The 23,545-nt window shown below is 61.3% G+C and carries 24 protein-coding genes; 19 read left to right on the forward strand and 5 right to left on the reverse strand.

Annotation, left to right across the window (positions count from 1 at the left end; genetic code table 11):
- The 3 genes from JFT44_RS24235 (at position 1) to JFT44_RS24245 (ending at position 1,205) form a co-directional block, all read left to right on the forward strand.
- A complete protein-coding gene (locus JFT44_RS24235; protein ID WP_057439075.1) occupies positions 1-456 on the forward strand; it encodes a DMT family transporter in 456 nt (151 codons plus the stop codon).
- Between the two features lie 90 nt (positions 457-546).
- On the forward strand, positions 547-717 hold the full coding sequence (locus JFT44_RS24240) for a metallothionein (RefSeq protein ID WP_081044213.1): 171 nt from the start codon (positions 547-549) through the stop codon (positions 715-717).
- Positions 718-788: 71 nt separating this feature from the next.
- Complete coding sequence (locus tag JFT44_RS24245) at positions 789-1,205, forward strand: SRPBCC family protein (protein WP_198831318.1); 417 nt, start codon at positions 789-791, stop codon at positions 1,203-1,205.
- Between the two features lie 28 nt (positions 1,206-1,233).
- Here JFT44_RS24245 and JFT44_RS24250 read toward each other — a convergent pair whose 3' ends face one another.
- Entirely contained in the window at positions 1,234-2,619 is a 1,386-nt protein-coding gene (locus JFT44_RS24250) for a HAMP domain-containing sensor histidine kinase (protein ID WP_186625869.1), read from the reverse strand.
- The gene (locus JFT44_RS24255; protein WP_057439073.1) at positions 2,597-3,280 is read right to left on the reverse strand and encodes a response regulator transcription factor; all 684 of its coding nucleotides are present in this window, start codon (positions 3,278-3,280) and stop codon (positions 2,597-2,599) included. Before JFT44_RS24255 ends, JFT44_RS24250 begins: the two co-directional genes overlap by 23 nt.
- Positions 3,281-3,677: 397 nt before the next feature.
- Here JFT44_RS24255 and JFT44_RS24260 point away from each other — a divergent pair, with 397 nt between their 5' ends.
- Positions 3,678-4,565 carry a hypothetical protein gene (locus tag JFT44_RS24260; protein ID WP_057959194.1) on the forward strand — a complete coding sequence of 296 codons (888 nt, stop codon included), beginning with the start codon at positions 3,678-3,680 and terminating at the stop codon, positions 4,563-4,565.
- A 141-nt stretch (positions 4,566-4,706) separates the two neighbouring features.
- On the opposite strand, the gene JFT44_RS24265 is transcribed toward JFT44_RS24260, so the two are convergent.
- A complete protein-coding gene (locus JFT44_RS24265; RefSeq protein ID WP_057444762.1) occupies positions 4,707-5,627 on the reverse strand; it encodes a MurR/RpiR family transcriptional regulator in 921 nt (306 codons plus the stop codon).
- Between the two features lie 241 nt (positions 5,628-5,868).
- Between JFT44_RS24265 and iolC the strand changes: the two genes are divergently transcribed.
- From iolC to JFT44_RS24325, 12 genes are all read left to right on the forward strand, one after another.
- Complete coding sequence (gene iolC / locus JFT44_RS24270; protein WP_057959195.1) at positions 5,869-7,806, forward strand: 5-dehydro-2-deoxygluconokinase; 1,938 nt, start codon at positions 5,869-5,871, stop codon at positions 7,804-7,806.
- 87 nt (positions 7,807-7,893) lie between these two features.
- Positions 7,894-8,787, forward strand: a complete 894-nt coding sequence (gene iolE, locus JFT44_RS24275) for a myo-inosose-2 dehydratase (protein ID WP_057439070.1) — start codon at positions 7,894-7,896, stop codon at positions 8,785-8,787.
- Complete coding sequence (gene iolB, locus JFT44_RS24280) at positions 8,784-9,578, forward strand: 5-deoxy-glucuronate isomerase (RefSeq protein ID WP_057959196.1); 795 nt, start codon at positions 8,784-8,786, stop codon at positions 9,576-9,578. The genes iolE and iolB overlap by 4 nt, the downstream gene beginning before the upstream one ends.
- Before the next feature lie 25 nt (positions 9,579-9,603).
- Entirely contained in the window at positions 9,604-11,535 is a 1,932-nt protein-coding gene (gene iolD / locus JFT44_RS24285; RefSeq protein ID WP_057959197.1) for a 3D-(3,5/4)-trihydroxycyclohexane-1,2-dione acylhydrolase (decyclizing), read from the forward strand.
- A gap of 19 nt (positions 11,536-11,554) precedes the next feature.
- Positions 11,555-12,565, forward strand: coding sequence for a Gfo/Idh/MocA family protein (locus JFT44_RS24290; RefSeq protein WP_057439067.1), 1,011 nt, complete (start codon positions 11,555-11,557; stop codon positions 12,563-12,565).
- A 137-nt stretch (positions 12,566-12,702) separates the two neighbouring features.
- Entirely contained in the window at positions 12,703-13,749 is a 1,047-nt protein-coding gene (locus tag JFT44_RS24295) for a Gfo/Idh/MocA family oxidoreductase (RefSeq protein WP_076964287.1), read from the forward strand.
- Positions 13,750-14,113: 364 nt separating this feature from the next.
- Positions 14,114-15,049: a sugar ABC transporter substrate-binding protein gene (locus JFT44_RS24300; RefSeq protein WP_057439065.1), complete on the forward strand. Its 936-nt coding sequence runs from the start codon at positions 14,114-14,116 to the stop codon at positions 15,047-15,049.
- Between the two features lie 62 nt (positions 15,050-15,111).
- Entirely contained in the window at positions 15,112-16,650 is a 1,539-nt protein-coding gene (locus JFT44_RS24305; RefSeq protein WP_057959200.1) for a sugar ABC transporter ATP-binding protein, read from the forward strand.
- A 21-nt stretch (positions 16,651-16,671) separates the two neighbouring features.
- Entirely contained in the window at positions 16,672-17,709 is a 1,038-nt protein-coding gene (locus tag JFT44_RS24310) for an ABC transporter permease (protein WP_057439063.1), read from the forward strand.
- Between the two features lie 404 nt (positions 17,710-18,113).
- Positions 18,114-18,518: a TraR/DksA C4-type zinc finger protein gene (locus tag JFT44_RS24315; protein WP_003214706.1), complete on the forward strand. Its 405-nt coding sequence runs from the start codon at positions 18,114-18,116 to the stop codon at positions 18,516-18,518.
- A 550-nt stretch (positions 18,519-19,068) separates the two neighbouring features.
- Positions 19,069-20,301, forward strand: coding sequence for a methyl-accepting chemotaxis protein (locus JFT44_RS24320; RefSeq protein ID WP_370693734.1), 1,233 nt, complete (start codon positions 19,069-19,071; stop codon positions 20,299-20,301).
- A gap of 125 nt (positions 20,302-20,426) precedes the next feature.
- Positions 20,427-20,630: a hypothetical protein gene (locus JFT44_RS24325; protein ID WP_057439061.1), complete on the forward strand. Its 204-nt coding sequence runs from the start codon at positions 20,427-20,429 to the stop codon at positions 20,628-20,630.
- A 7-nt stretch (positions 20,631-20,637) separates the two neighbouring features.
- On the opposite strand, the gene JFT44_RS24330 is transcribed toward JFT44_RS24325, so the two are convergent.
- The gene (locus JFT44_RS24330; RefSeq protein ID WP_057439060.1) at positions 20,638-20,874 is read right to left on the reverse strand and encodes a DUF2789 domain-containing protein; all 237 of its coding nucleotides are present in this window, start codon (positions 20,872-20,874) and stop codon (positions 20,638-20,640) included.
- 80 nt (positions 20,875-20,954) lie between these two features.
- Entirely contained in the window at positions 20,955-21,209 is a 255-nt protein-coding gene (locus JFT44_RS24335; RefSeq protein WP_057959202.1) for a hypothetical protein, read from the reverse strand.
- Between the two features lie 392 nt (positions 21,210-21,601).
- Here JFT44_RS24335 and JFT44_RS24340 point away from each other — a divergent pair, with 392 nt between their 5' ends.
- The 3 genes from JFT44_RS24340 to JFT44_RS24350 all read left to right on the forward strand — a co-directional run bounded on the left by JFT44_RS24340 (position 21,602) and on the right by JFT44_RS24350 (position 23,381).
- Positions 21,602-22,051 carry a hypothetical protein gene (locus JFT44_RS24340; protein WP_057439059.1) on the forward strand — a complete coding sequence of 150 codons (450 nt, stop codon included), beginning with the start codon at positions 21,602-21,604 and terminating at the stop codon, positions 22,049-22,051.
- Positions 22,051-22,248 (forward strand): hypothetical protein, encoded by a 198-nt coding sequence (locus JFT44_RS24345; RefSeq protein WP_057959203.1) that lies wholly within the window; start codon positions 22,051-22,053, stop codon positions 22,246-22,248. The genes JFT44_RS24340 and JFT44_RS24345 overlap by 1 nt, the downstream gene beginning before the upstream one ends.
- A 116-nt stretch (positions 22,249-22,364) precedes the next feature.
- A complete protein-coding gene (locus JFT44_RS24350) occupies positions 22,365-23,381 on the forward strand; it encodes an ABC transporter substrate-binding protein (protein WP_057959204.1) in 1,017 nt (338 codons plus the stop codon).
- The last annotated feature ends 164 nt before the right edge of the window (positions 23,382-23,545 follow it).

The following is a 23,545-nucleotide window of genomic DNA, read 5'->3' on the forward strand; positions in this document are numbered from 1 at the left end:
ATGAATCTGCTTCTATTGTTGGTGCTGGTGGTTGCCGCCGGCGCGGTGTTGAGTGTGCAAGCGGCGATCAATGGGCGCCTGGGGCAAACCGTCGGTGTGCTGCGCAGCAGCCTGGTGACGTTCTCGGTGGGCACGCTGGTGACTGGCCTGCTGATCCTGTTCTTCGAACCGGCCCAGGCCGTCAGCCTGTTGGAGGTGCCCAAGTGGCAACTGACCGGGGCGTTGTTCGGTGTGGTGTACATGATGGTGATGGTCGGTGCGGTGCCGATCGTGGGCACGGCGGTGGCGACGGTCGCGGTGATCGTCGGTCAATTGGCCATGGGCATGCTGATCGACAACTTCGGCTGGCTGGGCAACACCGCCATCGAACTGTCCGGCAGCCGGGTCCTGGCGATGCTGTGCCTGGCGTTGGCACTGGTGTTCATGTACCGCAGCAGTGCACGCCAGGCTGATTAACGGCGCTGAACCTTGGGTGGCGGGCGGGAGTCACTGCTTAAGGTGCCAGCATTCGCTGCACCAGGACGACCATGAAAAAGGAGTCTTAACATGCCAGATCCAACCTGTGCTTGCCCGCATTGCAAATGTGTACTGGGGCCGAACGCTGTGATCAAAGACGGCAAGGGCTATTGCTGCCAGGGTTGTGCCGAGCACCATGCCCATGGCGAGCCGTGCGAATCGGCGACCGGCTGCGAGTGTGCCAAGTCGGCCCATGGCTGATCGGCCAATAGCGCCAACACCACCAGGCAGCGTAAGCTGCCTGGCTTTTTCCCCTGTCGTGGAGTTTTATCGTGGCCAAAGCAACTGCTGTCATTGAAATCCCGGTCTCGGCCGATCAAGTCTGGCAATTGGTCGGCGGGTTCAACTCGTTGCCTGACTGGCTGCCATTGATTGCCAAGAGCGAGCCGGGTGAAGGCGGGCGCGTGCGTCACCTGCAAACGGCGGATGGCGCCGTGGTGGTCGAGCACTTGCAGACCTTTGACAACGTTGCGCGCACCTACAGCTACACCATCAGCGAATCGCCGTTTCCGGTCAGTGCCTATTTGGCGACATTGCAGGTTGAAGCGTTGGGTGAGCATTCGGCCAAAGTCACTTGGTCCGGTGTGTTCACTCCGATTGCCGGTGTGACGGATGCCGAGGTGGAAGAGCTGTTCAGCGGCGTCTACACCGGCGGCGTCGAGGCCCTGCGCAAAAACTTCCCGGCCTGATCCGCCACTATCGCCGGCAAGCCGGCTCCTACAGCGGCTGTTGTGTGCGGCACTCCAGGGTCAACCGCGCGCCCCCACGCTCGCTACTGCCGACTTCCAGGCCGAAGCCATGCAGGTTGACGATCGCCGCCACAATCGACAGGCCCAGGCCAAAGCTGCCCTGCTGACCACCGTCGACCCGGTAAAACCGCTGGAATACCACCGCGCGTTCCGTTTCCGGGATTCCCGGGCCGGAGTCCAGTACCTCGATGCGCGCACTGCCTGCCTGGTCGAGCCCGCGCAGAATCACTTCGCCGCCCGGCGGGGTGAACTTGATCGAATTGCTCAGCAGGTTGGCCAGGGCCTCGAACAACAGTGCGCGGTCACCGGTGATCGGCGGCAATGATTCGGGGACTTGCAGCAGCAGCTCCAACTGGCCTTCTTCCGCCAGTGGCAGGTAGAAATCATGCAGTTCCTGGAGCAAGGGCAGGGGATCGAAGACCAGGAAACCGGAGCGTCGTTGACGGTCTTCCAGCTCGGAGATGCGCAACAGGCCGCGAAAGCGCGCCATCAGGGTGTCGGTCTCGCTGATGACTTCATCAAGCTGCAGGGCCTGCGGCGAACCTTCATCGGTCTGCTGCTTGATCCGGTACAGCTGCGCACGCAAGCGGGTCAGTGGGGTGCGCAGATCGTGGGCAATGTTGTCGCACACGCCCTTGACCTCGTTCATCAGCTTTTCAATACGCTCAAGCATGGCATTGACGATGGCCGCGAGCATGTCCAGTTCATCGCGGCGGTTGGACAGCGGCAGGCGGTGGGTCAGGTCGCCGGCGACGATGGCTTCGGCGCTGGCCTGGATCCCGCGAATCCGCCGCAAAGGGCGCCGGCGCAGCAGATGCCAGCCGGCGACGCCGGGGATGATGGTCAGGGAGATCGCCCAGAGCAGGGCCTGCAGGATGATCCGCGTCACGCCCAGCAACGAGCCGTTGTCGCGCACCAGCACCAGCCAGCGGCCATCCTGGGTGTGGGTCGCCACGGCGTCGCAGCTGCCCCGGGGCAGTTTCGGGTCATCCGATTCGATGCAGTTGGCCAAGGCATGGATGCGCCCGTCCAGGGGCAAGCCTGCGGGGATCTGCTGGAGCGGGCCGCTGAGGGGGCGCTGTTGCCCATCGAACAGGCCATAGGCATCCATGCCCTTCATATCGAAGGTCATGCTGGTGGCCAGGGCTTCATCCAGTTGCGCGCCGTTGAAACGCTGGAACAGATGCTGACGCTGCATCAGCGAGTGGCGCGACAGGTCGCCCAGATAACCCGAGACCTCGTAATACAGCACCCCCATGAGGATGCAGCTCCAGGCCACGAACAGCGAGCTGTACAGTGCCAGCAGACGGCTGCTGGACGAGCGCCAGCCGTTAGACGGGTTCAGCAATGACATAGCCCGAACCTCGTACCGTGCGGATCAGCGGCGTCAGGCCCGGCGGGTCGATTTTCTTGCGCAGGCGGCCAATGTGCACGTCGATCAGGTTGGTCCCCGGGTCGAAGTGATAACCCCAGACTTCCTCGAAGATCATCATCCGCGAGAGGATCTGCCCGGTGTTGCGCATCAGGAATTCCAGCAACTTGTACTCGGTCGGCAGCAGGCTCAGCGGCTGGTCGGCACGGCTGGCCTCGCGGCTGATCAGGTTCAGTTCCAGGTCGGCCACGCGCAGGGCGGTTTGCGCGGCCTTGACTGCGTTGTTGCGGCGCAGCAGCACCTCGACCCGCGCAGCCATCTCGTCGGAGGCAAAGGGTTTGGTCAGGTAGTCATCGCCACCGGCGCGCAGGCCGCGTACCCGTTCATCCACGTCGGAGAGGGCGCTGATCATCAGGATCGGCGTCGACACGCCGAGGGTGCGCAAGGTGGTGACAATGGCCAGGCCATCGAGCTCCGGGAGCATGCGATCGAGGGTGATCAGGTCGTAATCGCCACTGACTGCCCGCGTCAGGCCTTCGCGGCCGTTGTCGACCCAGTCCACGTCCAGTCCATGACTGCTTAACTCAGCGACGATCTCGCGGGCCGTCACGGCGTCGTCTTCGATGGTCAAAATGCGGGTCATACAGGTTACCTGGTCACACGGGAGTGGGGCATTTTGCCAAGAAATGCCAGCGAGGTTTCTAAAAGAAAATTCATGTAGGCCATTCTCAAGGTCGCCTCGGTCAAATGTGGGAGCCGGCGTGCTCGCGATAGCGGTAGATCAGCCCAAGCATTTGGTGACTGACACGCCGCCATCGCGGGCAAGCCCGCTCCCACAGGGGTTGGCGGTGCCGGTCCTGGGAGTGCATAACGCCCGCCCTCTATGCCTGGTTCTTGCAAGTTGCATGATTCTTGGAAGTTCAACTTGCTTATCTGATTGAAATTAATGGGTTTTTATTTTCAAGGCGACTGGCACGGCGTCTGCACTGTCCGTTTCGACAGATGTAACACCATTTTTCAATGCCTGGAGCACAACAACAATGATGACATCCTCATCCACTTTGCAAGAGTCGAGCACGCTCTCCGGGGTTTCCTGGGGGGCGATCTTTGCCGGGGCTGCGGCCGCCGCTGCGTTGTCCCTGGTCCTGGTGCTGCTGGGCTTCGGCCTGGGCTTTTCGGCGGTGTCGCCGTGGGCCGACAGTGGCATCAGCGCCAAGGGCCTGGGCATTTCCACGATTGTCTGGCTGGCCTTCACCCAGATTGTCGCGGCGGGACTGGGCGGTTACCTCGCCGGTCGGCTGCGGGTCAAGTGGGCCAATATGCATGGCGATGAGGTGTACTTTCGCGACACCGCCCATGGTTTTCTCGCCTGGGCCGTGGCCACGCTGGTGACCGCGACCCTGGTGGTCGGCTCGGTCAGCAGCATCGTCGGTGGTGGGGTGCAGGCCGGTGCGAGTGTGGCCTCGGGCGCAGCCAGCGGCTTGACCCAGGCCGCCGGCAATGCGGCCAATGGCGACGATTTCGGCTATTACGTTGACAGCCTGTTCCGCGATGATCGCCCGGCAGCCGCCAGTGATGACGCAGTGCATGGGGTGGTGGCGCGGATCTTCGCCCGCACCCTGGGCAATGACGGCCAGTTGGCCCCGCAGGACCGTGCCTACTTGGCGCAGTTGATCAGCCAGCGCACCAACCTCAGCCAGGCCGATGCCGAACGGCGCGTCGACCAGGTCTACGGTGACGCCCGCAAAGCCCTGGAAGAGGCCAAGTTGAAAGCCAGGCAGGCCGCCGACACCGCCAGCAAAATCGCCGCCGTGACCTCGCTGTGGACCTTCGTTGCACTGTTGCTCGGTGCTTTCTTCGCCAGTTTCGCCGCCACCTTCGGCGGTCGCCGCCGCGACGCCGTGGTGTATCTGGAAACCATTCGTTAACTCAAGGAGAACGTCATGCGCTCATTACTGCTGTGGTTCCTCGGTGTGCCGATCCCGGTCATTATCCTGATCGCGATCTTCATGCACTAACCCGCGTACCCGCTTGATCAAGGCCGCTCCTGCATGGCAGGGCGGCCTTTTTTAGTCGTCAAACCCTACCTGTTCGTGAATCTCATCAACCTTCAGTTCCAGCCGGTACGCCACCGCAATAAACAGCGCCTGGCACAGGCACAGCGTGGCACTCAGCGAGCGGAACGCGAACGACGACCCTTCATTGACCAGCAGCACCGTGTTGGCGCGCTTGGCCAGCGGTGACAGGTTGCTGTCGGTGATGATCAGCGTCTTGGCCTGGTGGTGCTGGGCGATACGCAGGCAGTGCTGGGTTTCCTTGCCGTAGGGCGTGAAGCTGATCGCGATCACCAAGTCATTGGCGCGCACGCTGCGCATCTGTTCGCGGTAGCTGCCGCCCAGGCCCGAGACCAGGTGGATACGCTTGTTGGTGTGCTGCAGGTTGTAGACCAGGTAGTCGGCCACCGCAAAGGAGCGGCGTACGCCGACCACATAGATATTGTCGGCGTTGACCACCAGGTCCACGGCTTTCTCGAAGGCCGCGTCGTCCAGCTCCAAGCCCAGGCGCTCGATGCCCGACAGCGTGGCATTCACGCATTCACGGGCCAGGTCGCCGCCGCTGGCTTTCTGCGACTTGTTGGCGATCATGCTGCGGATGCGCTGCTGGTAGTTCTGCACCGGCGTGGTCTTGTGGGTATACGCCTCGCGAAACAACGCCTGCATTTCGCTGAAGCCGCTGAAACCAAAGCGCTGGGAAAACCGCACGATGGCCGAAGGGTGAACTTCGCATTCCCGGGCGATATCGCTGATGCGGTCGACCATGATCCGATCGCTCTGCTGGCTCATATAGCTGGCGATGCGCTTGAGCTGGCGGGGCAGGCTTTCGTATTCATCGGTGATCAACTGCAACAGACGCTCGGCATTGATCGGAGGACTGGCGAGAACCTCGGTGACCTCGGTCTCGGCGGGAGCCTGCTGATCGGTGCGGGACATAGGCAATCCTTCTGGCTTGTTCTTACGGAGCATGCGGCTGGCACGTCGCCCCTGACAATAGGTCAATGGGCACAAGTCTACAGGGAAGGCGGCAAAAAATATCTTAATGGAAAATATATTCCACATAAAAAATTTATAGAATAAATATTGATTGATGGCGCCGGACGTCCTAGTCTGCATCCACCAAGAGCGTCGCCGTCACGATGGCAGGCGCGGGCTGATAAAAATAACAGGAGCCAGCATGGGCCAGACTCGTTTTGCCAGTGGTCGTCAATTGGATCTGATTTGTCTTGGACGCATGGGCGTCGATCTTTACGCGCAGCAAGTCGGGGCGCGGCTGGAAGATGTCACCAGTTTCGCCAAGTACCTGGGTGGATCGTCCGCCAATATTGCCTTCGGTACGGCGCGCCTGGGGCTTAAGTCGGCGATGCTGAGCCGGGTCGGCGACGATCATATGGGGCGCTTCCTCGTAGAGTCCCTGGCGCGCGAGGGCTGTGATGTCAGCGGTATCACGCTCGACCCGCAGCGCCTGACTGCCATGGTCCTGCTGGGCCTCAAGGACCGCGAAACCTTCCCCCTGGTGTTCTACCGCGAAAACTGTGCCGACATGGCCCTGCGTGCCGAGGACATTCGCGAAGCCTTTATCGCCAGCAGCAAGGCGCTGCTGATCACCGGCACCCATTTCTCCACCGACGGCGTGTACCAGGCCAGCCTCCAGGCCCTGGATTACGCCGAGCAGCACGGCGTCAAGCGTGTGCTGGATATCGACTACCGCCCAGTGCTCTGGGGCCTGGCAGGCAAGGCTGACGGCGAGACGCGTTTTGTCGCCGACCAGAACGTCAGCCAGCACCTGCAAGGCATTCTGCCGCGCTTTGACCTGATTGTCGGCACCGAAGAGGAATTTTTGATTGCCGGTGCCAGCCACGACCTGCTCAGCGCTTTGCGTAACGTGCGCCAACTGACGGCGGCGACCCTGGTGGTCAAGCTCGGCCCGCAAGGGTGCACGGTGATTCATGGGGATATACCGGCGCGCCTCGAAGACGGTGCGATCTATCCCGGCGTGCGCGTCGAAGTGCTGAATGTGCTGGGCGCCGGCGATGCGTTTATGTCGGGCTTCCTCAGTGGCTGGTTGAACGACGCCGGTGACGCGCGTTGCTGCCAACTGGCCAATGCCTGCGGCGGGTTGGTGGTGTCGCGCCATGCCTGCGCCCCGGCAATGCCGACTCCGGCGGAGCTTGAGTATCTGTTCAACAGCCCGGTGCCTATCACCCGGCCGGATCAGGATTTGGTACTGCAGCGTTTGCATCAGGTCAGTGTGCCGCGCAAAACCTGGAAGCAGCTGTTTGTGTTCGCTTTTGACCATCGCTGGCAATTGCTGGAACTGGCGCAAAAAGGCGGCCAGGACCCGGCGCGGGTCAGCGCGATCAAGCAGCTGTTTATCCAGGCAGTGGAGCGTGTGGAGAGCAAGCTGGGCGAGCAGGGGGTGGAGGCCGATGTGGGCATTTTGGCCGACCAGCGTTTCGGCCAGGATGCGCTGAACGCCGCCACCGGCCGTGATTGGTGGGTGGCGCGCCCGGTAGAGGTACAGGGTTCGCGGCCGCTGGCGTTCGAACATGGCCGCTCGATCGGCAGCAACCTGATTGCCTGGCCCCAGGAGCAGATCATCAAGTGCCTGGTGCAGTTTCACCCCGACGACGAGCCGCTGCTGCGCCTGGAGCAGGAGGCGCAGCTCAAGGCCCTGTATCAGGCCGCGCAAACCAGTGGCCATGAACTGCTGCTGGAAGTGGTGCCGCCCAAGGATCATCCCTCGAACTACCCGGATGTGCTCTATCGCAGCCTCAAGCGCCTGTACAACCTGGGCATCTACCCGGCCTGGTGGAAGATCGAGGCGCAGAGTGCCGAGCAGTGGCGGCAGCTTGATGAGCTGATCGAGGAGCGCGACCCTTATTGCCGGGGCGTGGTATTGCTGGGCCTGAATGCCTCGGCGCAAGCGTTGGCCGAGGGATTCCAGCAGGCCAGCCAGAGCCGGACCTGCCGCGGGTTTGCCGTGGGCCGGACGATTTTCCAGGAGCCGAGCAGGGCGTGGATGGCGGGGGAGATTGATGATGAAACCCTGATCCAGCAGGTGCAGCAAACCTTCGAACAACTGATCCAGGCTTGGCGCAGCTCCAGAATTTAAACACGCTCAAAGGTGGGAGCTGGCAAGCCAGCGCCCACAGAAGCAGATATCAGCAGCCTTAAGGTTAAAACAATAAAAGGTGCAGCCATGCCCGCAATCCGTATTGGCATCAACCCCATCTCCTGGAGTAACGACGACCTGCCGGCCCTGGGCGGCGAAACGCCCTTGAGCACCGCGCTCAGCGAAGGCAAGGCCATCGGCTACGAAGGTTTTGAACTCAACGGCAAGTTCCCCAAGGACGCCAAGGGCGTGGGCGATGTGTTACGCCCCTACGACCTGGCACTGGTCTCCGGCTGGTACTCCAGCCGCCTGGCCCGGCGCTCGGTGGCCGAGGAAATCGACGCCATCGCCAGCCATGTGCAACTGCTGCGCGAGAACGGCGCCACGGTGCTGGTCTACGGCGAAGTGGCCGACTCGATCCAGGGCTCGCCGATCCGCCTGATCGAACGCCCGCGTTTTCACAGCGAGCAGGCATGGCAAGCCTATGCCGACAAACTCACCGAATTGGCGCGTTTTACCCTGTCCCAGGGCGTGCGCCTGGCCTACCACCATCATATGGGCGCGTACGTCGAGTCCCCGGAGGACATCGACACCCTGATGCGCCTCACCGGCCCGGAGGTCGGCCTGCTGTTCGATTCGGGGCACTGCTATATGGGCGGTGGCGAGCCGGTCGAGGTGCTACGCAAGCATCTGGGGCGTGTGTGCCATGTGCACTTCAAGGATGTGCGCAAAGCGGTGGTGCAACTGGCGCGCAACCAGCTGTGGAGCTTCCCCGACTGCATCGTCAATGGCACCTTCACCGTGCCGGGCGATGGCGATATCGACTTCGCCGAGTTGCTGGATGTGCTGCTGGGCGCCGGCTATCGTGGCTGGCTGGTGGTGGAAGCCGAGCAGGATCCGGCCGTGGCACCCAGCTATATCTATGCGAAAAAAGGCTTCGATACCTTGCGCGCGCTGCTGGATGCGAGGGCTGCACAATGAGCCTGCTGGTCAAAAGCACCCCGCGCGGGCCAACCATGGTCGCACTGCCAGAGGGGCGCCTGGAGTATGTAGGGTTTGCCGCTTACCGCCTGAGCCTGGGGCAAACATTGCCGGTCAGCGCCGACGACAACGAGCTGTGCCTGGTGCTGCTCAGTGGCCGGGTCACGATCGAGGGCGAAGGGTTCAGTTGGCAGAACCTGGGTGATCGCCAATCGGTATTTGAAGACAAATCGCCGTTCGCCGCCTACCTGCCACCGGGCACCCTTGCCCAGGTGACCGCCCTGAGCGATGTGCAGATTGCCGTCTGCGCCGCGCCGGGCGCCACGGCCGGCGGTTTCACGCCCCGGCTGATCCGCCCTGAGCAGTGTCGGCGTAGCGTGCGTGGCAAGGGCGCCAACACGCGTTATGTCTGCGACATCCTGCCCGACAGCGAGCCGGCCCATTCGCTGCTGGTGGTGGAGGTGCGCACGCCGTCCGGACATTCGTCCAGCTACCCGCCGCACAAGCACGATACCGATGACTTGCCGCACCAGAGCTTTCTTGAAGAAACCTATTACCACCAGATCAACCCGTCCCAGGGCTTTGTGTTCCAGCGGGTGTACACCGACGACCGCAGCATCGACCAGGCCATGGCCGTGGAAAACCACGACCTGGTGGTGGTGCCCAAGGGCTATCACCCCGTCAGCGTGCCCTATGGCTACGAGTCCTATTACTTGAATGTGATGGCCGGCCCCAAGCGCGCCTGGCACTTTCACAATGACCCGCAGCACAGTTGGCTGCTGGACCTTTAACCCGTAGGCGCCGAGGGGACCCAACATGACCACCACCCGATTGACCATGGCCCAGGCCCTGGTGAAGTTCCTCGATAACCAGTACATCGAAGTCGATGGCGTGCAGAGCAAGTTTGTCGCCGGGGTGTTCACCATCTTCGGCCACGGCAATGTGCTGGGCCTGGGCCAGGCCCTGGAGCAAGACAGTGGCGACCTGGTGGTGCACCAGGGCCGCAACGAGCAGGGCATGGCCCATGCCGCGATTGGTTTTGCCAAGCAGCATTTGCGGCGCAAGGTCTACGCCTGCACCGCTTCGGTCGGCCCCGGCGCGGCGAATATGCTGACCGCCGCCGCCACCGCCACGGCCAACCGCATCCCTTTGTTACTGCTACCCGGCGATGTGTATGCCTGCCGCCAGCCGGACCCGGTGTTGCAGCAGATCGAACAATTCCATGACCTGAGCATCAGCACCAACGACGCGTTTCGTGCGGTGAGCAAGTACTGGGATCGCATCAACCGTCCCGAGCAGTTGATGAGTGCGGCGATCCACGCCATGCGTGTCTTGACCGACCCGGCCGAAACCGGCGCGGTGACCCTGGCCTTGCCCCAGGACGTGCAGGCCGAGGCCTGGGATTACCCCGATTATTTCCTGCAAAAGCGCGTGCACCGTCTGGAGCGCCGCCCGGCCACCGAAGCGATGCTGCGCGACGCTGTCACGCTGCTCAAGTCCAAGGGCAAACCGCTGATTATCTGCGGTGGCGGGGTCAAGTACTCCGGCGCGAATGCCGCACTGCAGGCCTTTGCCGAGCGCTTTCAGATCCCCTTTGCCGAGACCCAGGCCGGCAAGAGCGCCATCGTCTCCAGCCACCCGCTGAATGTCGGCGGTATCGGCGAAACCGGCTGCCTGGCCGCCAACCTGCTGGCTCGGGACGCCGACCTGATCATCGGCATTGGCACGCGCTATACCGACTTCACCACCTCCTCCAAGTCGCTGTTCCAGCATCCCGAGGTGCAGTTTCTCAACCTCAATATCAGCCCCGGCGATGTACTGAAACTCGACGGGGTCCAGGTTCTGGCAGATGCCAAGGTCGGGCTGCAAGCATTGACCGACGCGCTGGGCGATTACGCCACGCAATGGGGCGAGCAGCCACGCCAGGCCCGTGCGCAGGGGGATGCCGAGGTGGACCGGGTCCATCAGGCGCGCTACACCGACGCCGACTTCACCCCAGAGGTCAACGACCATATGGATCCGGCGGTGCTGCGCGAATTCATCGAGCTGACCGGTTCCTGCCTGACCCAGAGCCAGGTGCTCGGCGTGCTCAACGCAACCCTGGCCGACGATGCGGTGATTGTCGCCGCCGCCGGCAGCCTGCCGGGGGATTTGCAGCGCAGCTGGCGCAGCAAGGGCGTCAACACTTACCACGTCGAGTACGGTTATTCGTGCATGGGCTACGAGATCAATGCGGCCCTGGGCGTGAAGCTGGCCGAGCCCGCGCGGGAGGTCTATGCCCTGGTCGGCGATGGCTCGTACATGATGCTGCATTCGGAGCTGGCGACCTCGATCCAGGAGCGGCGCAAGATCAATGTGGTGCTGCTGGACAACATGGCCTTCGGTTGCATCAACAACCTGCAGATGGGCAATGGCATGGACAGCTTCGGCACCGAGTTCCGCTTCCGCAACCCCGACAGCGGCAAGCTCGATGGCGGCCTGGTGCCGGTGGATTTCGCCATGAGCGCGGCGGCCTATGGCTGCAAGACCTACAAGGTCACGACCGTGGAACAACTGCACGCCGCGCTGGCCGATGCGCGCGCGCAAAGCGTGTCGACGCTGATTGATATCAAGGTGCTGCCCAAAACCATGATTCACGGCTACCTGTCGTGGTGGCGGGTCGGTGTGGCGCAGGTCTCCACCAGCGAACGCACCAACGCCTGCGCCAAACAACTTAATGAACGCCTGGCCAAGGCCCGGCAGTACTGACAATAAGAGGAGTGTTGCCATGTCTTTGAAGCTGGGTGTGATCGGTACGGGCGCTATCGGCCGGGACCATATCCGCCGCTGCAGCCAGACCTTGCTCAACAGCCAGGTGGTGGCGGTCACCGATATCAACCTTGAGCAGGCGGCCCAGGTGGTGGCTGACCTGCAACTGAACGCCGAGGTGTACGCCGACGGTCATGCGCTGATCCATTCGGCGCAGGTCGAGGCGGTGCTGGTCACCTCCTGGGGGCCGAGCCATGAGGAATTTGTGCTGGCGGCTATCGCGGCCGGTAAACCGGTGTTCTGTGAAAAACCCCTGGCCGTCACCGCCGAGGGCTGTCGCAAGATCGTCGAGGCGGAAGTGGCCCACGGCAAACGCCTGGTCCAGGTCGGTTTTATGCGCCCGTATGACCAGGGCTACCAAGCCCTCAAGGCGGTGCTCGACAGCGGCCAGATCGGCGAACCGTTGATGCTGCATTGCGCCCACCGCAACCCGAGCGTGGGTGAGAACTACAACACCAGCATGGCCATCACCGACACTTTGATCCACGAGCTGGACGTGTTGCGCTGGCTGCTGGCCGATGACTATGTGTCGGTGCAGGTGGTGTTCCCGCGTAAAACCAGCAAGGCCCTGAGCCATTTGCGCGACCCGCAGATCGTGCTGCTGGAAACCGCCAGGGGCACGAGGATTGATGTGGAAGTGTTTGTGAACTGCCAGTACGGCTACGACATCCAGTGCGAGGTGGTGGGGGAGACCGGCATTGCCAAATTGCCAGAGCCGTCCCAGGTGCAATTGCGCAGCGGCGCCAAGCTGTCGAATGCGATTCTGATGGATTGGAAAGACCGCTTTATCGCGGCCTATGACGTCGAGTTGCAGGCCTTTATTGATGGCGTGCGGGCCGGCCAGGTAGGTGGGCCTTCGGCGTGGGATGGCTTTGCCGCTGCGGTGGCGGCGGACGCGTGTATCGAGGCCCAGGGCAGTGGGCAGATCGTTGCGGTCAGCCTGCCGCAGCGCCCGGCATTCTACGGCTAGTGCGGTCAGTGTAGGCGCTGGCTTGCCTGCGATAGCGGTGGATCAGCAACAGATGTAGGGCCTGAAACACCGCTATCGCAGGCACGCCAGCTCCCACATTTTTTGACTGGGTTTCCATTCCAAGAAGGAGTTGGTTCATGCGAATCGGACTGGTTGGATACGGCCATGGCGGCCGTTTTTTTCATGCCCCGCTGATCGCCACATTGCCCGGGGCGACGTTTGTCGGCGTGGTGACCCGCTCCCCCGAGCGCCGCCAGCAACTGGCGACGGAGCATCCCGGGGTGCCTGCCTTCGACAGCATTGCGCAGATCGTCGAAGCCGGGGTGGAGGTGCTGGTGATTTCCACCACCCTCAAAGGGCGCCCGGCCCTGGTGCTGGAGGCCATTGAGTACGGTGTGGCGGTGGTCAGCGACAAACCCTTCGCCAGCAATGCCGAGCAGGCCCTGGCGCTGATTAGCGCCGCCGAACGCGAGGGGGTAGCACTCAGCGTCTACCAGAACCGGCGCTGGGACTCGGACTACCTGACCCTGCGCAAGCTGATCGACGCCGGCGCCCTGGGCAGCATCACCCGCTTTGAGTCCCGGGTGGAGCGCTACAGCCCACAGGCCCTGGGCAACGCCAGCGGTGGCGGGTTCCTGCGTGACCTGGGCAGCCACCTGGTGGACCAGGCCCTGCAGCTGTTTGGTCCGGTGGAGTGGGTGTATGCGCAATTGCAGTACAGCGCCGAGCACCCCACCCTCGATCATGGCTTTTTTGTCAGCCTGACCCACGCCAACGGGGTGATTTCCCACCTGTGGGGCAGCGCCCTGCAAAACTGCCAAGGCCCGCGTTTTCGGGTCAATGGCACGGCGGGCTGCTACACCGTCGACGGCCTGGACGGCCAGGAGCAAGCGCTGCTGGCCGGCAAAAGTCCGAAGACCGAAGGCGAGCACTGGGGCGCCGAAGAACATCGACGCTGGGGCTGGTTCGAGCAAGGTGCGGAACGCGAGCGTATCCCCTCGGAAAAGGGCGCCTGGAACCAGTTCTATCGCCAGTTGCAAAGTGCAATCCAGGGCCAGGGCGCGCTGCCGGTGCAGGCCATGGATGCTTGGGAAACCACGCGCGTGCTGGATGCCGCCAGGCTCAGCGCCGAGCGTCGGCAAGTGGTGGAGATGGTGACGGTGGAGGGCGGAGAATGGAAATAGAATAAAATTCTAAAATGAGTTGATATGGAAATTATTTTCCAATAAAGTCATTTCCAGGTTGCCGAAAGTCCATCTCGACCTTCCTTTATAAGGGGGCCGGGGGACTCAACAAAAACAAGATAAAACAACCAGGTACCGTCAGATGAAAATCTTCAGCGCTGTACTGCGAGTGTTACGTTCTGCCTTCCTGCCCCGCGCACGGCCCTTCTATTTCTCTTTTCTCAATGTCCTTTGCGTGGAAAGCAAGGGTGCCCTGGTGTGCTGCATTCCGGGAGCGCCGGTGGTCCGGCTGCCTGCCGCAGCCCCCTCGCTCTGATAAACGCTACGTCCAGAAAACCAACAAGAAAGTGGAGACAGACCGTTCATGAAGACCCAGATCCGTTTCGCCTCGCTGGCCTTGTCGATGATGCTCGGCAGTGGCGTGGCTTCAGCCGCCGATATCAAGATTGGCGTCAGCATGTCGCAGTTCGACGACACCTTCCTCACCTACCTGCGTGAGGATATGGACAAGCAAGCCAAGTCCTACCCCAAGGGCGATGCTGTGCAACTGCAATTCGAGGACGCCCGTGCCGACGTGGTCAAGCAACTGAGCCAGGTCGAGAACTTTATCAGCCAGAAAGTCGATGCCATGGTGGTCAACCCGGTGGATACGGCCTCCACCGCGCGCATCACTAAAGCGGCGGTGGCGGCGGGTATCCCGCTGGTCTACGTCAACCGTCGTCCGGATCAGGCCGACTTGCCCAAAGGGGTGGTGACGGTGACGTCCAATGACGTCGAGGCCGGCAGACTGCAAATGCAGTACGTGGCCGAGAAGCTGGGCGGCAAAGGCAAAATCGTGATTCTGCTGGGTGACCTGGCCAACAACTCGACGACCAATCGCACCAAGGGCGTCAAGGAGATCCTCGACAAATACCCGGACATCAAGATTGAACAGGAACAGACCGGGATCTGGCTGCGGGACAAGGGCATGACCCTGGTGAACGATTGGCTGACCCAGGGCCGCGAGTTCAATGCGGTCGTGGCCAACAACGACGAAATGGCAATTGGCGCCGCCATGGCCTTGAAAACCGCAGGGGTGAAACCCGGCAGCGTGTTGATTGGCGGCGTCGATGGCACACCCGACGGGTTGAATGCGATCACCAAGGGCGAGATGGCGCTCTCGGTGTTCCAGGATGCCAAGGGGCAGGCGATCGGTTCGGTGGAGGCGGCCGTGAAAATGGCCAGGGGCGAGGCGGTCGAGCAAAACGTCGTGGTGCCTTTCCAACTGATCACCCCGGACAACGTCGCGTCATTCAAGTAGCGTTCAATCACAACAATAAGCGGGCAGGGCGGCCACAGCCGCCCTGCCGATGGAGCCCCGATATGCTTGCTCAAGCGACTGCTGCGCAGCCCGCAGGTGTAGAACAACCCTACCTGTTGGAAATCGCCCATATCAGCAAAGGCTTTCCCGGCGTCGTGGCCCTGGCCGATGTGCAACTGCGGGTGCGCCCCGGCTCGGTCCTGGCACTGATGGGAGAGAACGGCGCCGGCAAGTCGACGCTGATGAAAATCATCGCCGGCATCTACCAGCCCGACGCCGGGGAAATCCGCCTGCGGGGCAAGCCGGTGGTGTTTGACACGCCTCTGGCGGCTTTGCAGGCGGGCATCGCGATGATCCACCAGGAGCTCAACCTGATGCCCCATATGAGCATCGCCGAGAACATCTGGATCGGCCGCGAACAGCTCAACGGCCTGCGCCTAGTCAATCACCGCGCCATGCATCGCCGCACTGCCGAGTTGCTGGCGCGCCTGCGGATCAACCTGGACCCAGAGGAGCAGGTCGGCAACCTGAGCATTGCCGAGCGGCAGATGGTGGAGATTGCCAAGGCGGTGTCCTACGACTCGGACATCCTGATCATGGATGAGCCGACGTCGGCGATTACCGACAAGGAAGTGGCCCACCTGTTTTCGATCATTGCCGACCTCAAGGCCCAGGGCAAAGGCATCATCTATATCACCCACAAAATGAATGAAGTGTTCGCCATCGCCGATGAAGTGGCAGTGTTTCGCGATGGCGCCTACATCGGTCTGCAACGGGCCGACAGCATGGACAGCGACAGCCTGATCTCGATGATGGTCGGGCGCGAATTGAGCCAGTTGTTCCCGGTGCGCGAGACGCCCATCGGCGAGTTGTTGCTGTCGGTGCGCGACCTGCGCCTGGACGGAGTGTTCCAGGGCGTGTCCTTTGATCTGCATGCCGGCGAAATCCTCGGTATTGCCGGGCTGATGGGCTCGGGCCGCACCAACGTGGCGGAAACGCTCTTCGGCATTACCCCCAGCGACGGCGGCGAGATCCGTCTCGACGGCCAGGCGTTGCGTATCAGCGACCCGCATATGGCCATCCAGCAGGGGTTTGCACTGTTGACCGAGGACCGCAAGCTCAGTGGCCTGTTCCCGTGCCTGTCGGTCCTGGAAAACATGGAAATGGCCGTGCTGCCCCATTACTCGGGCAATGGCTTTATCCAGCAAAAAGCCCTGCGCGCCTTGTGCGAAGACATGTGCAAGAAACTGCGGGTGAAAACCCCCTCCCTTGAGCAGTGCATCGACACCCTGTCTGGTGGCAATCAGCAGAAGGCCCTGCTGGCACGTTGGCTGATGACCAATCCACGGCTGTTGATCCTTGACGAACCGACCCGTGGTATCGACGTCGGCGCCAAGGCCGAGATCTACCGCTTGATTGCCTTCCTGGCCAGTGAAGGCATGGCGGTGATCATGATTTCTTCGGAACTGCCGGAGGTGCTGGGTATGAGCGACCGGGTGATGGTCATGCACGAAGGCGATTTGATGGGCACCCTGGATCGGGCCGAGGCCACCCAGGAAAAAGTCATGCAGTTGGCTTCCGGTATGACGGCAGTCCACTAACGAATAAAAAGGTGACGGGCAATGAACGCAATACTGGAAAGCAAACCCGAGGAAAAGAAGCCCGCCGCGGCACCGGTCAAGAGCCGGCGGCGGTTCCCTACCGAACTGAGCATTTTCCTGGTGCTGATCGGTATCGGCCTGGTGTTCGAACTGTTTGGCTGGATCGTACGGGACCAGAGCTTTTTGATGAACTCCCAGCGCCTGGTGCTGATGATCCTGCAAGTGTCGATCATCGGTTTGCTGGCGATTGGCGTGACCCAGGTGATCATCACCACGGGGATCGACCTGTCCTCGGGCTCGGTGCTGGCGTTGTCGGCGATGATCGCCGCGAGTCTGGCGCAGACCTCGGACTTTTCCCGGGCGGTGTTTCCATCGTTGACGGACTTGCCGGTGTGGATCCCGGTGGTCGCCGGCCTGGGCGTGGGCCTGCTGGCGGGGGCAATCAATGGCAGCATCATCGCCATAACCGGCATCCCGCCGTTTATTGCGACCCTCGGCATGATGGTCTCGGCCCGTGGCCTGGCACGTTATTACACCGAAGGCCAGCCAGTGAGCATGCTCTCGGATTCCTACACGGCCATCGGCCATGGCGCGATGCCGGTGATCATCTTTCTGGTGGTGGCGGTGATTTTCCACATTGCCCTGCGCTACACCAAGTACGGCAAGTACACCTACGCCATCGGCGGCAACATGCAGGCGGCGCGCACCTCGGGGATCAACGTCAAGCGCCACCTGATCATCGTCTACAGCATCGCCGGGCTGCTGGCCGGGCTGGCCGGTGTGGTTGCCTCGGCACGGGCGGCTACCGGGCAGGCGGGGATGGGCATGTCTTATGAGCTGGACGCGATCGCGGCTGCGGTCATCGGCGGCACCAGCCTGGCGGGCGGGGTGGGGCGTATCACCGGCACGGTGATTGGCGCGCTGATCCTCGGGGTGATGGCCAGTGGGTTTACCTTTGTCGGGGTGGATGCCTATATCCAGGACATCATCAAGGGCCTGATCATTGTGGTGGCGGTGGTGATCGACCAGTATCGCAACAAGCGCAAACTCAAGCGCTGAGCGAGATTTGAATCAAAAAGTGGGGCTTGTTTGTGTGGGAGCGGGCTTGCCCGCGATAGCGATGGGTCAGTCAAATTTCTATCAACTGACCCTCCGCTATCGCGGGCAAGCCCGCTTCCACATAACCGTTTGTCTTCTATATAGCTCCACGACACTGAATTTCTTGCTATAAACGCACTCCGATAACCGCCTGCCAAGCCCGTCCTGGTGCCTTTTAGGGGAATGTCGGACAAATTGCCTGTCATTTCAGTTGCTGCGCCCTCAAGTCGGCCGTAGACTGCCGCCCCTCGTAAATTGAGTGCCGGGTGGCGCTTGGAATGGACGGCGTCTTTCCCCGACCTCCAGAGGTTGGCCGGAACGCTCCCTTATTCGCCTTAATGCACGTATTTTTTATAGAGAAATCAATGACAAAGGAAAAGTTGCTGGCCATGCCGGCGGATGACTACATGAATGCCGAGCAGCACGCTTTTTTCGAGAAGTTGTTGCAAGACATGAAAGTCGAGCACCACGAGCGCATTGAGCAAAACCGCATCGCCATTGAAAGCCTGGACACCCCGGCTGACCCGGCTGACGCCGCCTCGGTTGAAGAAGAGCGCACCTGGTTGGTCAACGCCATCGACCGCGACCAGCGCATGCTGCCGCAACTTGAACAGGCCCTGGGCCGTATCAAGGAAGATTCCTTTGGCTGGTGTGACGACAGCGGCGAGCCTATCGGCCTCAAGCGCCTGCTGATCAGCCCGACCACCAAGTACTGCATCGAAGCGCAAGAGCGCCACGAGCAAATCGACAAGCATCAGCGCCAGGCCTGATCTGTTTGATGTTGTAGGCGCCGGCGAGCCGGCCCCTACAGATCCCCGCGTGTCATCCCCCCGTCTATTGATCTGCTGCAAGCCCTAACACCAAAGGCCCATAGATAATGGCCAGATAGTGGCGTTTAATGCAGACACAATAATGACAAGCAGTGGGGTGACAAACATGGCCGGGGATGGATCTCTGATGGGCGCCGTCGTGGTGCCGCACGCGGTGAACCGCCGGCTGCCTGGCTGGGTGACTCCGCTGCTGCAAAGCATCGCCCTGGTGCTGATACTGTCGGGCCTGGCGTTCGCCAACCTGTCGATCTACCTCTGCCTGCCCGTGGCCCTGTTGCTGATCTGGCTGCCGTGCCTGAAAAGGCCGGCCCGCAGCCCAGCGCCTGATGTTGGCGAGGATGCCATTGGCGCGTTGACTCGCGATCTGTCCTACACCACCAGCCATAATGCGCTGTCGGCCGCTGGCGTGGCCTATTCGGTCAAGCAACTGGCCGCCAGGTTGCAATCGCAATTGAGCGCGGCCCAGCAGATCGTCAGCAGTGCCGAAGTGATGATTGGCACCGAGCAAGTCACTTCCCAGCTCAGCCGCGAGGCCCTGGGGGCGGCCGGCCAGGCCCATCAGCGCAGCACCGAAGGGCGTGCGGTGCTGGGGGAATCCATCAGCCGCATGCATCAGCTCAGCCAGCGTGCCAGCGACAGCCGGCAATTGATCGAGGCCCTGAGTCAGCGCAGCGAAGAAATCCAGCGGGTGACCCTGGTGATTCAGTCGATTGCCAGCCAGACCAATCTGTTGGCCTTGAATGCCGCCATTGAAGCCGCCCGCGCCGGTGAGCATGGGCGTGGGTTTGCCGTGGTGGCCGACGAAGTGCGCGGCCTGGCGGGCCGTACGGCGACCGCCACCGATGAAGTGGGGGTGATGGTCGCGGATATCCAGCAGCGTACCGCCCAGGTGGTGGAGCAAATCCGCCAACTGTCCGTGGATTTGCAGGCCGGCGTCGAGCAAGTGGAGCATGCCGGCGAGCAACTGGAGAGCATTGCCACGTTGGCGGCGGGTGTGGAGGGCCAGGTCAGCGAGATTGCCCAGGGCACCGAGACCAACCGTGCGCAACTCGACAGCCTGTTCCATGCCGTGGAGCAGATGCGCAGCGACTTGACCGTCAGCGACCAACAGACCCAGCAATTGGCCCAGGCCGCCGTGCAAATGGAAGGGCAGGCCGAAACCATCAGCGAGCGCCTGGCCGAAGTCGGTCTGGATGATTATCACCAGCGTATCTACGACCTCGCCCGCGAAGGCGCCAGCCAGATCGCCGCGCAGTTCGAGGCGGATATCCAACAGAACCGCATCAGCCTCGATGACCTGTTCAATCGCAGCTACACGCCGATAGCCAACAGCCACCCGACCAAATATCACAGCCGCTTCGACGGCTACACCGATCAGGTCTTGCCCGCTATCCAGGAAGCCTTGCTGCCCCGTCATGAAGGGCTGGTGTTCGCGATTGCCTGCACACCACAGGGCTATGTGCCGACGCACAACAAGGCGTTTTCCCAGGCACTGACCGGGGATGCCCAGGTTGATGCCGTGAACAATCGCACCAAGCGCAAGTTTGAAGACCGCACCGGGATCCGCTGTGGCAGCCACCAGCAGGCTGTGTTGTTGCAAACCTATACCCGCGACACCGGGGAGTTGATGCACGATCTGTCCGTGCCGATCATGGTCAACGGCCGGCATTGGGGCGGTTTGCGCCTGGGCTATAAGCCTGAAGGGCAGGCTGGGGCGCGCTAGACCCTGGCCAGGATTGTTGCGTGTTATGCAAGGAAGCTTTTACGCCGGTCGCTTTTTCCGGTGAAAGGAACCGCTTAAGATGCGGCATATCGTTAGCTGGCTAGCTAATCTGGCGGAGAGCTTCCATGCAAAACAAAGTCGATGTGGCGGTGATGATTGGCAGTGGGGTGCCACAGACCCTGCGTGCGCTGGGCCTGCGCGCCTGTTGGGTGGTGTTGCTCAACGGGGAACAGCGCGGCACGGCCTTCGCCAGTCGCGACGAAGCCCAGGAGTGCCGCGCCGCCTGGCAGGCCCTGATGGACCTCGAGCAATCAGACCGCCTGCACTGAGGGCCGGTCAGGCGCTCTGATGCAGACGCTGGTTCAGCTCATCCACGGCAATCGCCCAGTCCGCATCTTCGCGTAGCTCTTCCTTGAGGAACTGCGCCTGTTGTGGGGTCCAGAAAGGCGCGTCGATCAGCTTCACATCCTCTGGCAGGGGGTGTTCACCGATAAATTTGTCAATGGCTGCAGGCGAGGCTTCCAGGCCCAATTGTTCGAACAGGTCGTGTAGGGTGTGCGTTGGCGCGTCCATTTCATTCTCCAAAAGAGTGAGCTTCTACTCGTATGGGAGGTGTGCCAGCGCGCATAGTTCGATTTGGCTGTAGCCGCTCCTCAACGGGCAGGGGGGCAGAGGAGGGCTTCCAATTCCTTGGCCAGGGCGCAGGCCTTGTTGTGATCACTGCGAAAGCCTTTGATCCGGCCGCTGGGCACTTCCAGGATATGGAAAAAATTCCTTCCCGCGGGGACGACGCGGTACAAGGCGAAATCTGCGCACACGCCATTGGCATACACGCTGTAGAATAGCGCGCTATCCTTGCGTGATAAGGCACCGGAAGTCTGTGTCGGTTGGCGTTGAACTCGTTGCATGACCAGCTCCTTTCGATCTATTGACCTGCTTGCAGCATTTCGGGTGGTTTTGAGCTGTGTTGCTGTTCTAATATTGTTGTCGGCAGCTCACGTTCGGTTCCATCCAACGTTTTTCCTTGGTTTTTGGCTGTCGGAAAACCACCCTTTCAAGTGGGGTATTCTCTGAAGTGGGGCGTCCAGTATTCTCTGGCCGATAAACCTGTGATTTCCTGCAAAGCCTGACGACCTTGTACAAGGACTGTCATGCCCGGCTGCACGAGTCTGGCGGGAATCAACTTCAGTATGTTTTTTCAATGTGTCGAGCCGTATCGGCCTTTTTTGTGCTGCCTGCCTCGGGCGGGTAGCGCTTTTTTAGATGTGGGGGCGTTTCCTTGGCAGTCAGTAATCTGGATATGCACGCATTGTTCGTGCTGGGTGATTTGCGCGCGAAGTTGGTTAAACAATTTCAGTCGCGGTTTGTTTACATCACGGAACAAACCCCTGAAGGCATTTACATTGCCGAAATAGATACTGAAACAGCGCTGGTGGTAGATGACAAGCCTCGACTGGAACTCAAGGTCGGCGATCATTTTCGTGCGGCAGTCCTGCCCAGTCGTGAAGGTGGCAAGTTCGAACTGAAGTTTCGCGACATCAAGTTGACGGTCTATGGCCTGGGCGACTATGCATTTGTGTCCACCGCGCAGGGCGAGGGCATTGTGTTCAAGGAAGGTCACAGCGTAATGCTGGTGTTCGCCGCCAATGAACAATTGCAGGAAGGCCTGAGCAAGACCCTCAAGGCCGTGACCGGCAAAGCCGCCAAGTGGCGCAAAGGTGAGCTGGTGACGTTCAAGGCCAGCGAATAATGAGCGAAGGCCGGGCACAGTTTCACCAGCAACACCTGGCGGATGCCCAAGCCAAGGCTGCTGAACTGTTTGCCCGCAAAGATGATCTGCAAGGTGCCTGGTTGAACTGGGTGGCCAGCCAACTGTATGCCCTGCGGCCTGCCGAGTACGCCAGCATGGTGCGCCGGGAACTACAGCGTTTGCATCAGCAGCTCTGAATATCGGCAACCGTTTGAACCTCTACTACAGTTCAGTGGACTTAATTGTTCAGAGGCTTTCGCGGCGTGACAGCAAAGCCATCCACCCTGGCTATGCATACACGAGGTTCAAAGGCATGAAAGCAATTCGCGCGCTGTTGGCAGCGTCCATTACCACCCTGGGCCTGTCGATGGCGGCCGCACCGGTAGCGGCTGCCCAGGCGCCCATTCACTTTGCCGACCTGAATTGGGAAAGTGGCAGCCTGATCACCGAAGTTCTGCGGTTTATTGTCGAGAAAGGCTACGATTTACCCACCGACACCTTGCCCGGAACCACCATTACCCTGGAAACCGCCCTGGCGAAAAATGATATCCAGGTGATTGGCGAGGAGTGGGCGGGCCGCAGCCCGGTGTGGATCAAGGCGCAAGCCGAAGGCAAGGTGGTTGGCCTGGGAGATACCGTCAAGGGTGCGACCGAAGGCTGGTGGGTGCCGGAATACGTGGTCAAGGGCGACCCGGACAAGGGCATTGCGCCGCTGGCACCTGAGCTGCGTAGCGTAAAGGACCTGGTGCGCTACAAGGACGTGTTCGCGGACCCGGAAGCCCCGGGCAAGGGGCGGTTCCTCAACAGCCCCATCGGCTGGACCTCGGAAGTGGTCAATAAGCAAAAACTCAAGGCTTACGGCCTGGACGCCAGCTACGTCAACTTTCGCAGCGGTTCAGGCGCGGCGCTGGATGCCGAGATTGCCTCGTCGATCCGCCGTGGCAAGCCGATCCTGTTCTACTACTGGTCGCCAACCCCCTTGATGGGGCGTTACAAGTTGGTCCAGCTGGAGGAGCCGGCGTTCGACGCCGAGGCCTGGAAGACCCTGACCGATGCCGACAATCCCAACCCCAAGCCCACGCGTTCGTTGGCGTCCAAGCTGAGCATTGGCGTGTCCACGCCGTTCCAGCAGCAGTATCCGCAGATTGCGCAGTTCTTTGAAAAAGTCGACTTTCCGATTGGCCCGCTCAATCAGGCCCTGGCGACGATGAGCGAGAAACACACTCCGCCCCGTGAAGTGGCGCAGGCGTTTCTCAAGGATCACCCGCAGGTGTGGAAGGCCTGGTTGACGGAGGAAGTGGCTGCAAAGGTCGAGGCCAGCCTCAAATAACCTTTCATATGAGGATCAAACTGTGGGCGCGGGCTTGTGTGGGAGATTCTATGGTTTTGGGGAAGCCCCCAAAACCGCTTTTGACTGGTATTCGCTCAGGTTTTTCATGAGCGAAAAGGCGATGCGCGCCAGCTTGCGGCCAATGATGACCAGGGCTTGAGTCG

The sequence above is a fragment of the Pseudomonas sp. MF5691 genome (assembly GCF_016405645.1).
GTDB classification, from domain to species: Bacteria; Pseudomonadota; Gammaproteobacteria; order Pseudomonadales; family Pseudomonadaceae; genus Aquipseudomonas; species Aquipseudomonas shahriarae.

What these genes read in the sequence shown, in the direction of transcription:
- JFT44_RS24340 (WP_057439059.1), top strand. Translation starts at nt 21,602, where the DNA reads ATGCACGCATTGTTCGTGCTGGGTGATTTGCGCGCGAAGTTGGTTAAA.
- iolC (WP_057959195.1), top strand. Translation starts at nt 5,869, where the DNA reads ATGGGCCAGACTCGTTTTGCCAGTGGTCGTCAATTGGATCTGATTTGT.
- JFT44_RS24330 (WP_057439060.1), bottom strand. Translation starts at nt 20,874, where the DNA reads ATGGACGCGCCAACGCACACCCTACACGACCTGTTCGAACAATTGGGC.
- iolB (WP_057959196.1), top strand. Translation starts at nt 8,784, where the DNA reads ATGAGCCTGCTGGTCAAAAGCACCCCGCGCGGGCCAACCATGGTCGCA.
- JFT44_RS24235 (WP_057439075.1), top strand. Translation starts at nt 1, where the DNA reads ATGAATCTGCTTCTATTGTTGGTGCTGGTGGTTGCCGCCGGCGCGGTG.
- iolD (WP_057959197.1), top strand. Translation starts at nt 9,604, where the DNA reads ATGACCACCACCCGATTGACCATGGCCCAGGCCCTGGTGAAGTTCCTC.
- JFT44_RS24335 (WP_057959202.1), bottom strand. Translation starts at nt 21,209, where the DNA reads ATGCAACGAGTTCAACGCCAACCGACACAGACTTCCGGTGCCTTATCA.
- JFT44_RS24250 (WP_186625869.1), bottom strand. Translation starts at nt 2,619, where the DNA reads ATGTCATTGCTGAACCCGTCTAACGGCTGGCGCTCGTCCAGCAGCCGT.
- JFT44_RS24260 (WP_057959194.1), top strand. Translation starts at nt 3,678, where the DNA reads ATGATGACATCCTCATCCACTTTGCAAGAGTCGAGCACGCTCTCCGGG.
- JFT44_RS24255 (WP_057439073.1), bottom strand. Translation starts at nt 3,280, where the DNA reads ATGACCCGCATTTTGACCATCGAAGACGACGCCGTGACGGCCCGCGAG.
- iolE (WP_057439070.1), top strand. Translation starts at nt 7,894, where the DNA reads ATGCCCGCAATCCGTATTGGCATCAACCCCATCTCCTGGAGTAACGAC.
- JFT44_RS24350 (WP_057959204.1), top strand. Translation starts at nt 22,365, where the DNA reads ATGAAAGCAATTCGCGCGCTGTTGGCAGCGTCCATTACCACCCTGGGC.
- JFT44_RS24240 (WP_081044213.1), top strand. Translation starts at nt 547, where the DNA reads ATGCCAGATCCAACCTGTGCTTGCCCGCATTGCAAATGTGTACTGGGG.
- JFT44_RS24325 (WP_057439061.1), top strand. Translation starts at nt 20,427, where the DNA reads ATGCAAAACAAAGTCGATGTGGCGGTGATGATTGGCAGTGGGGTGCCA.
- JFT44_RS24320 (WP_370693734.1), top strand. Translation starts at nt 19,069, where the DNA reads ATGATTGGCACCGAGCAAGTCACTTCCCAGCTCAGCCGCGAGGCCCTG.
- JFT44_RS24310 (WP_057439063.1), top strand. Translation starts at nt 16,672, where the DNA reads ATGAACGCAATACTGGAAAGCAAACCCGAGGAAAAGAAGCCCGCCGCG.
- JFT44_RS24290 (WP_057439067.1), top strand. Translation starts at nt 11,555, where the DNA reads ATGTCTTTGAAGCTGGGTGTGATCGGTACGGGCGCTATCGGCCGGGAC.
- JFT44_RS24300 (WP_057439065.1), top strand. Translation starts at nt 14,114, where the DNA reads ATGAAGACCCAGATCCGTTTCGCCTCGCTGGCCTTGTCGATGATGCTC.
- JFT44_RS24265 (WP_057444762.1), bottom strand. Translation starts at nt 5,627, where the DNA reads ATGTCCCGCACCGATCAGCAGGCTCCCGCCGAGACCGAGGTCACCGAG.
- JFT44_RS24295 (WP_076964287.1), top strand. Translation starts at nt 12,703, where the DNA reads ATGCGAATCGGACTGGTTGGATACGGCCATGGCGGCCGTTTTTTTCAT.
- JFT44_RS24305 (WP_057959200.1), top strand. Translation starts at nt 15,112, where the DNA reads ATGCTTGCTCAAGCGACTGCTGCGCAGCCCGCAGGTGTAGAACAACCC.
- JFT44_RS24315 (WP_003214706.1), top strand. Translation starts at nt 18,114, where the DNA reads ATGACAAAGGAAAAGTTGCTGGCCATGCCGGCGGATGACTACATGAAT.
- JFT44_RS24345 (WP_057959203.1), top strand. Translation starts at nt 22,051, where the DNA reads ATGAGCGAAGGCCGGGCACAGTTTCACCAGCAACACCTGGCGGATGCC.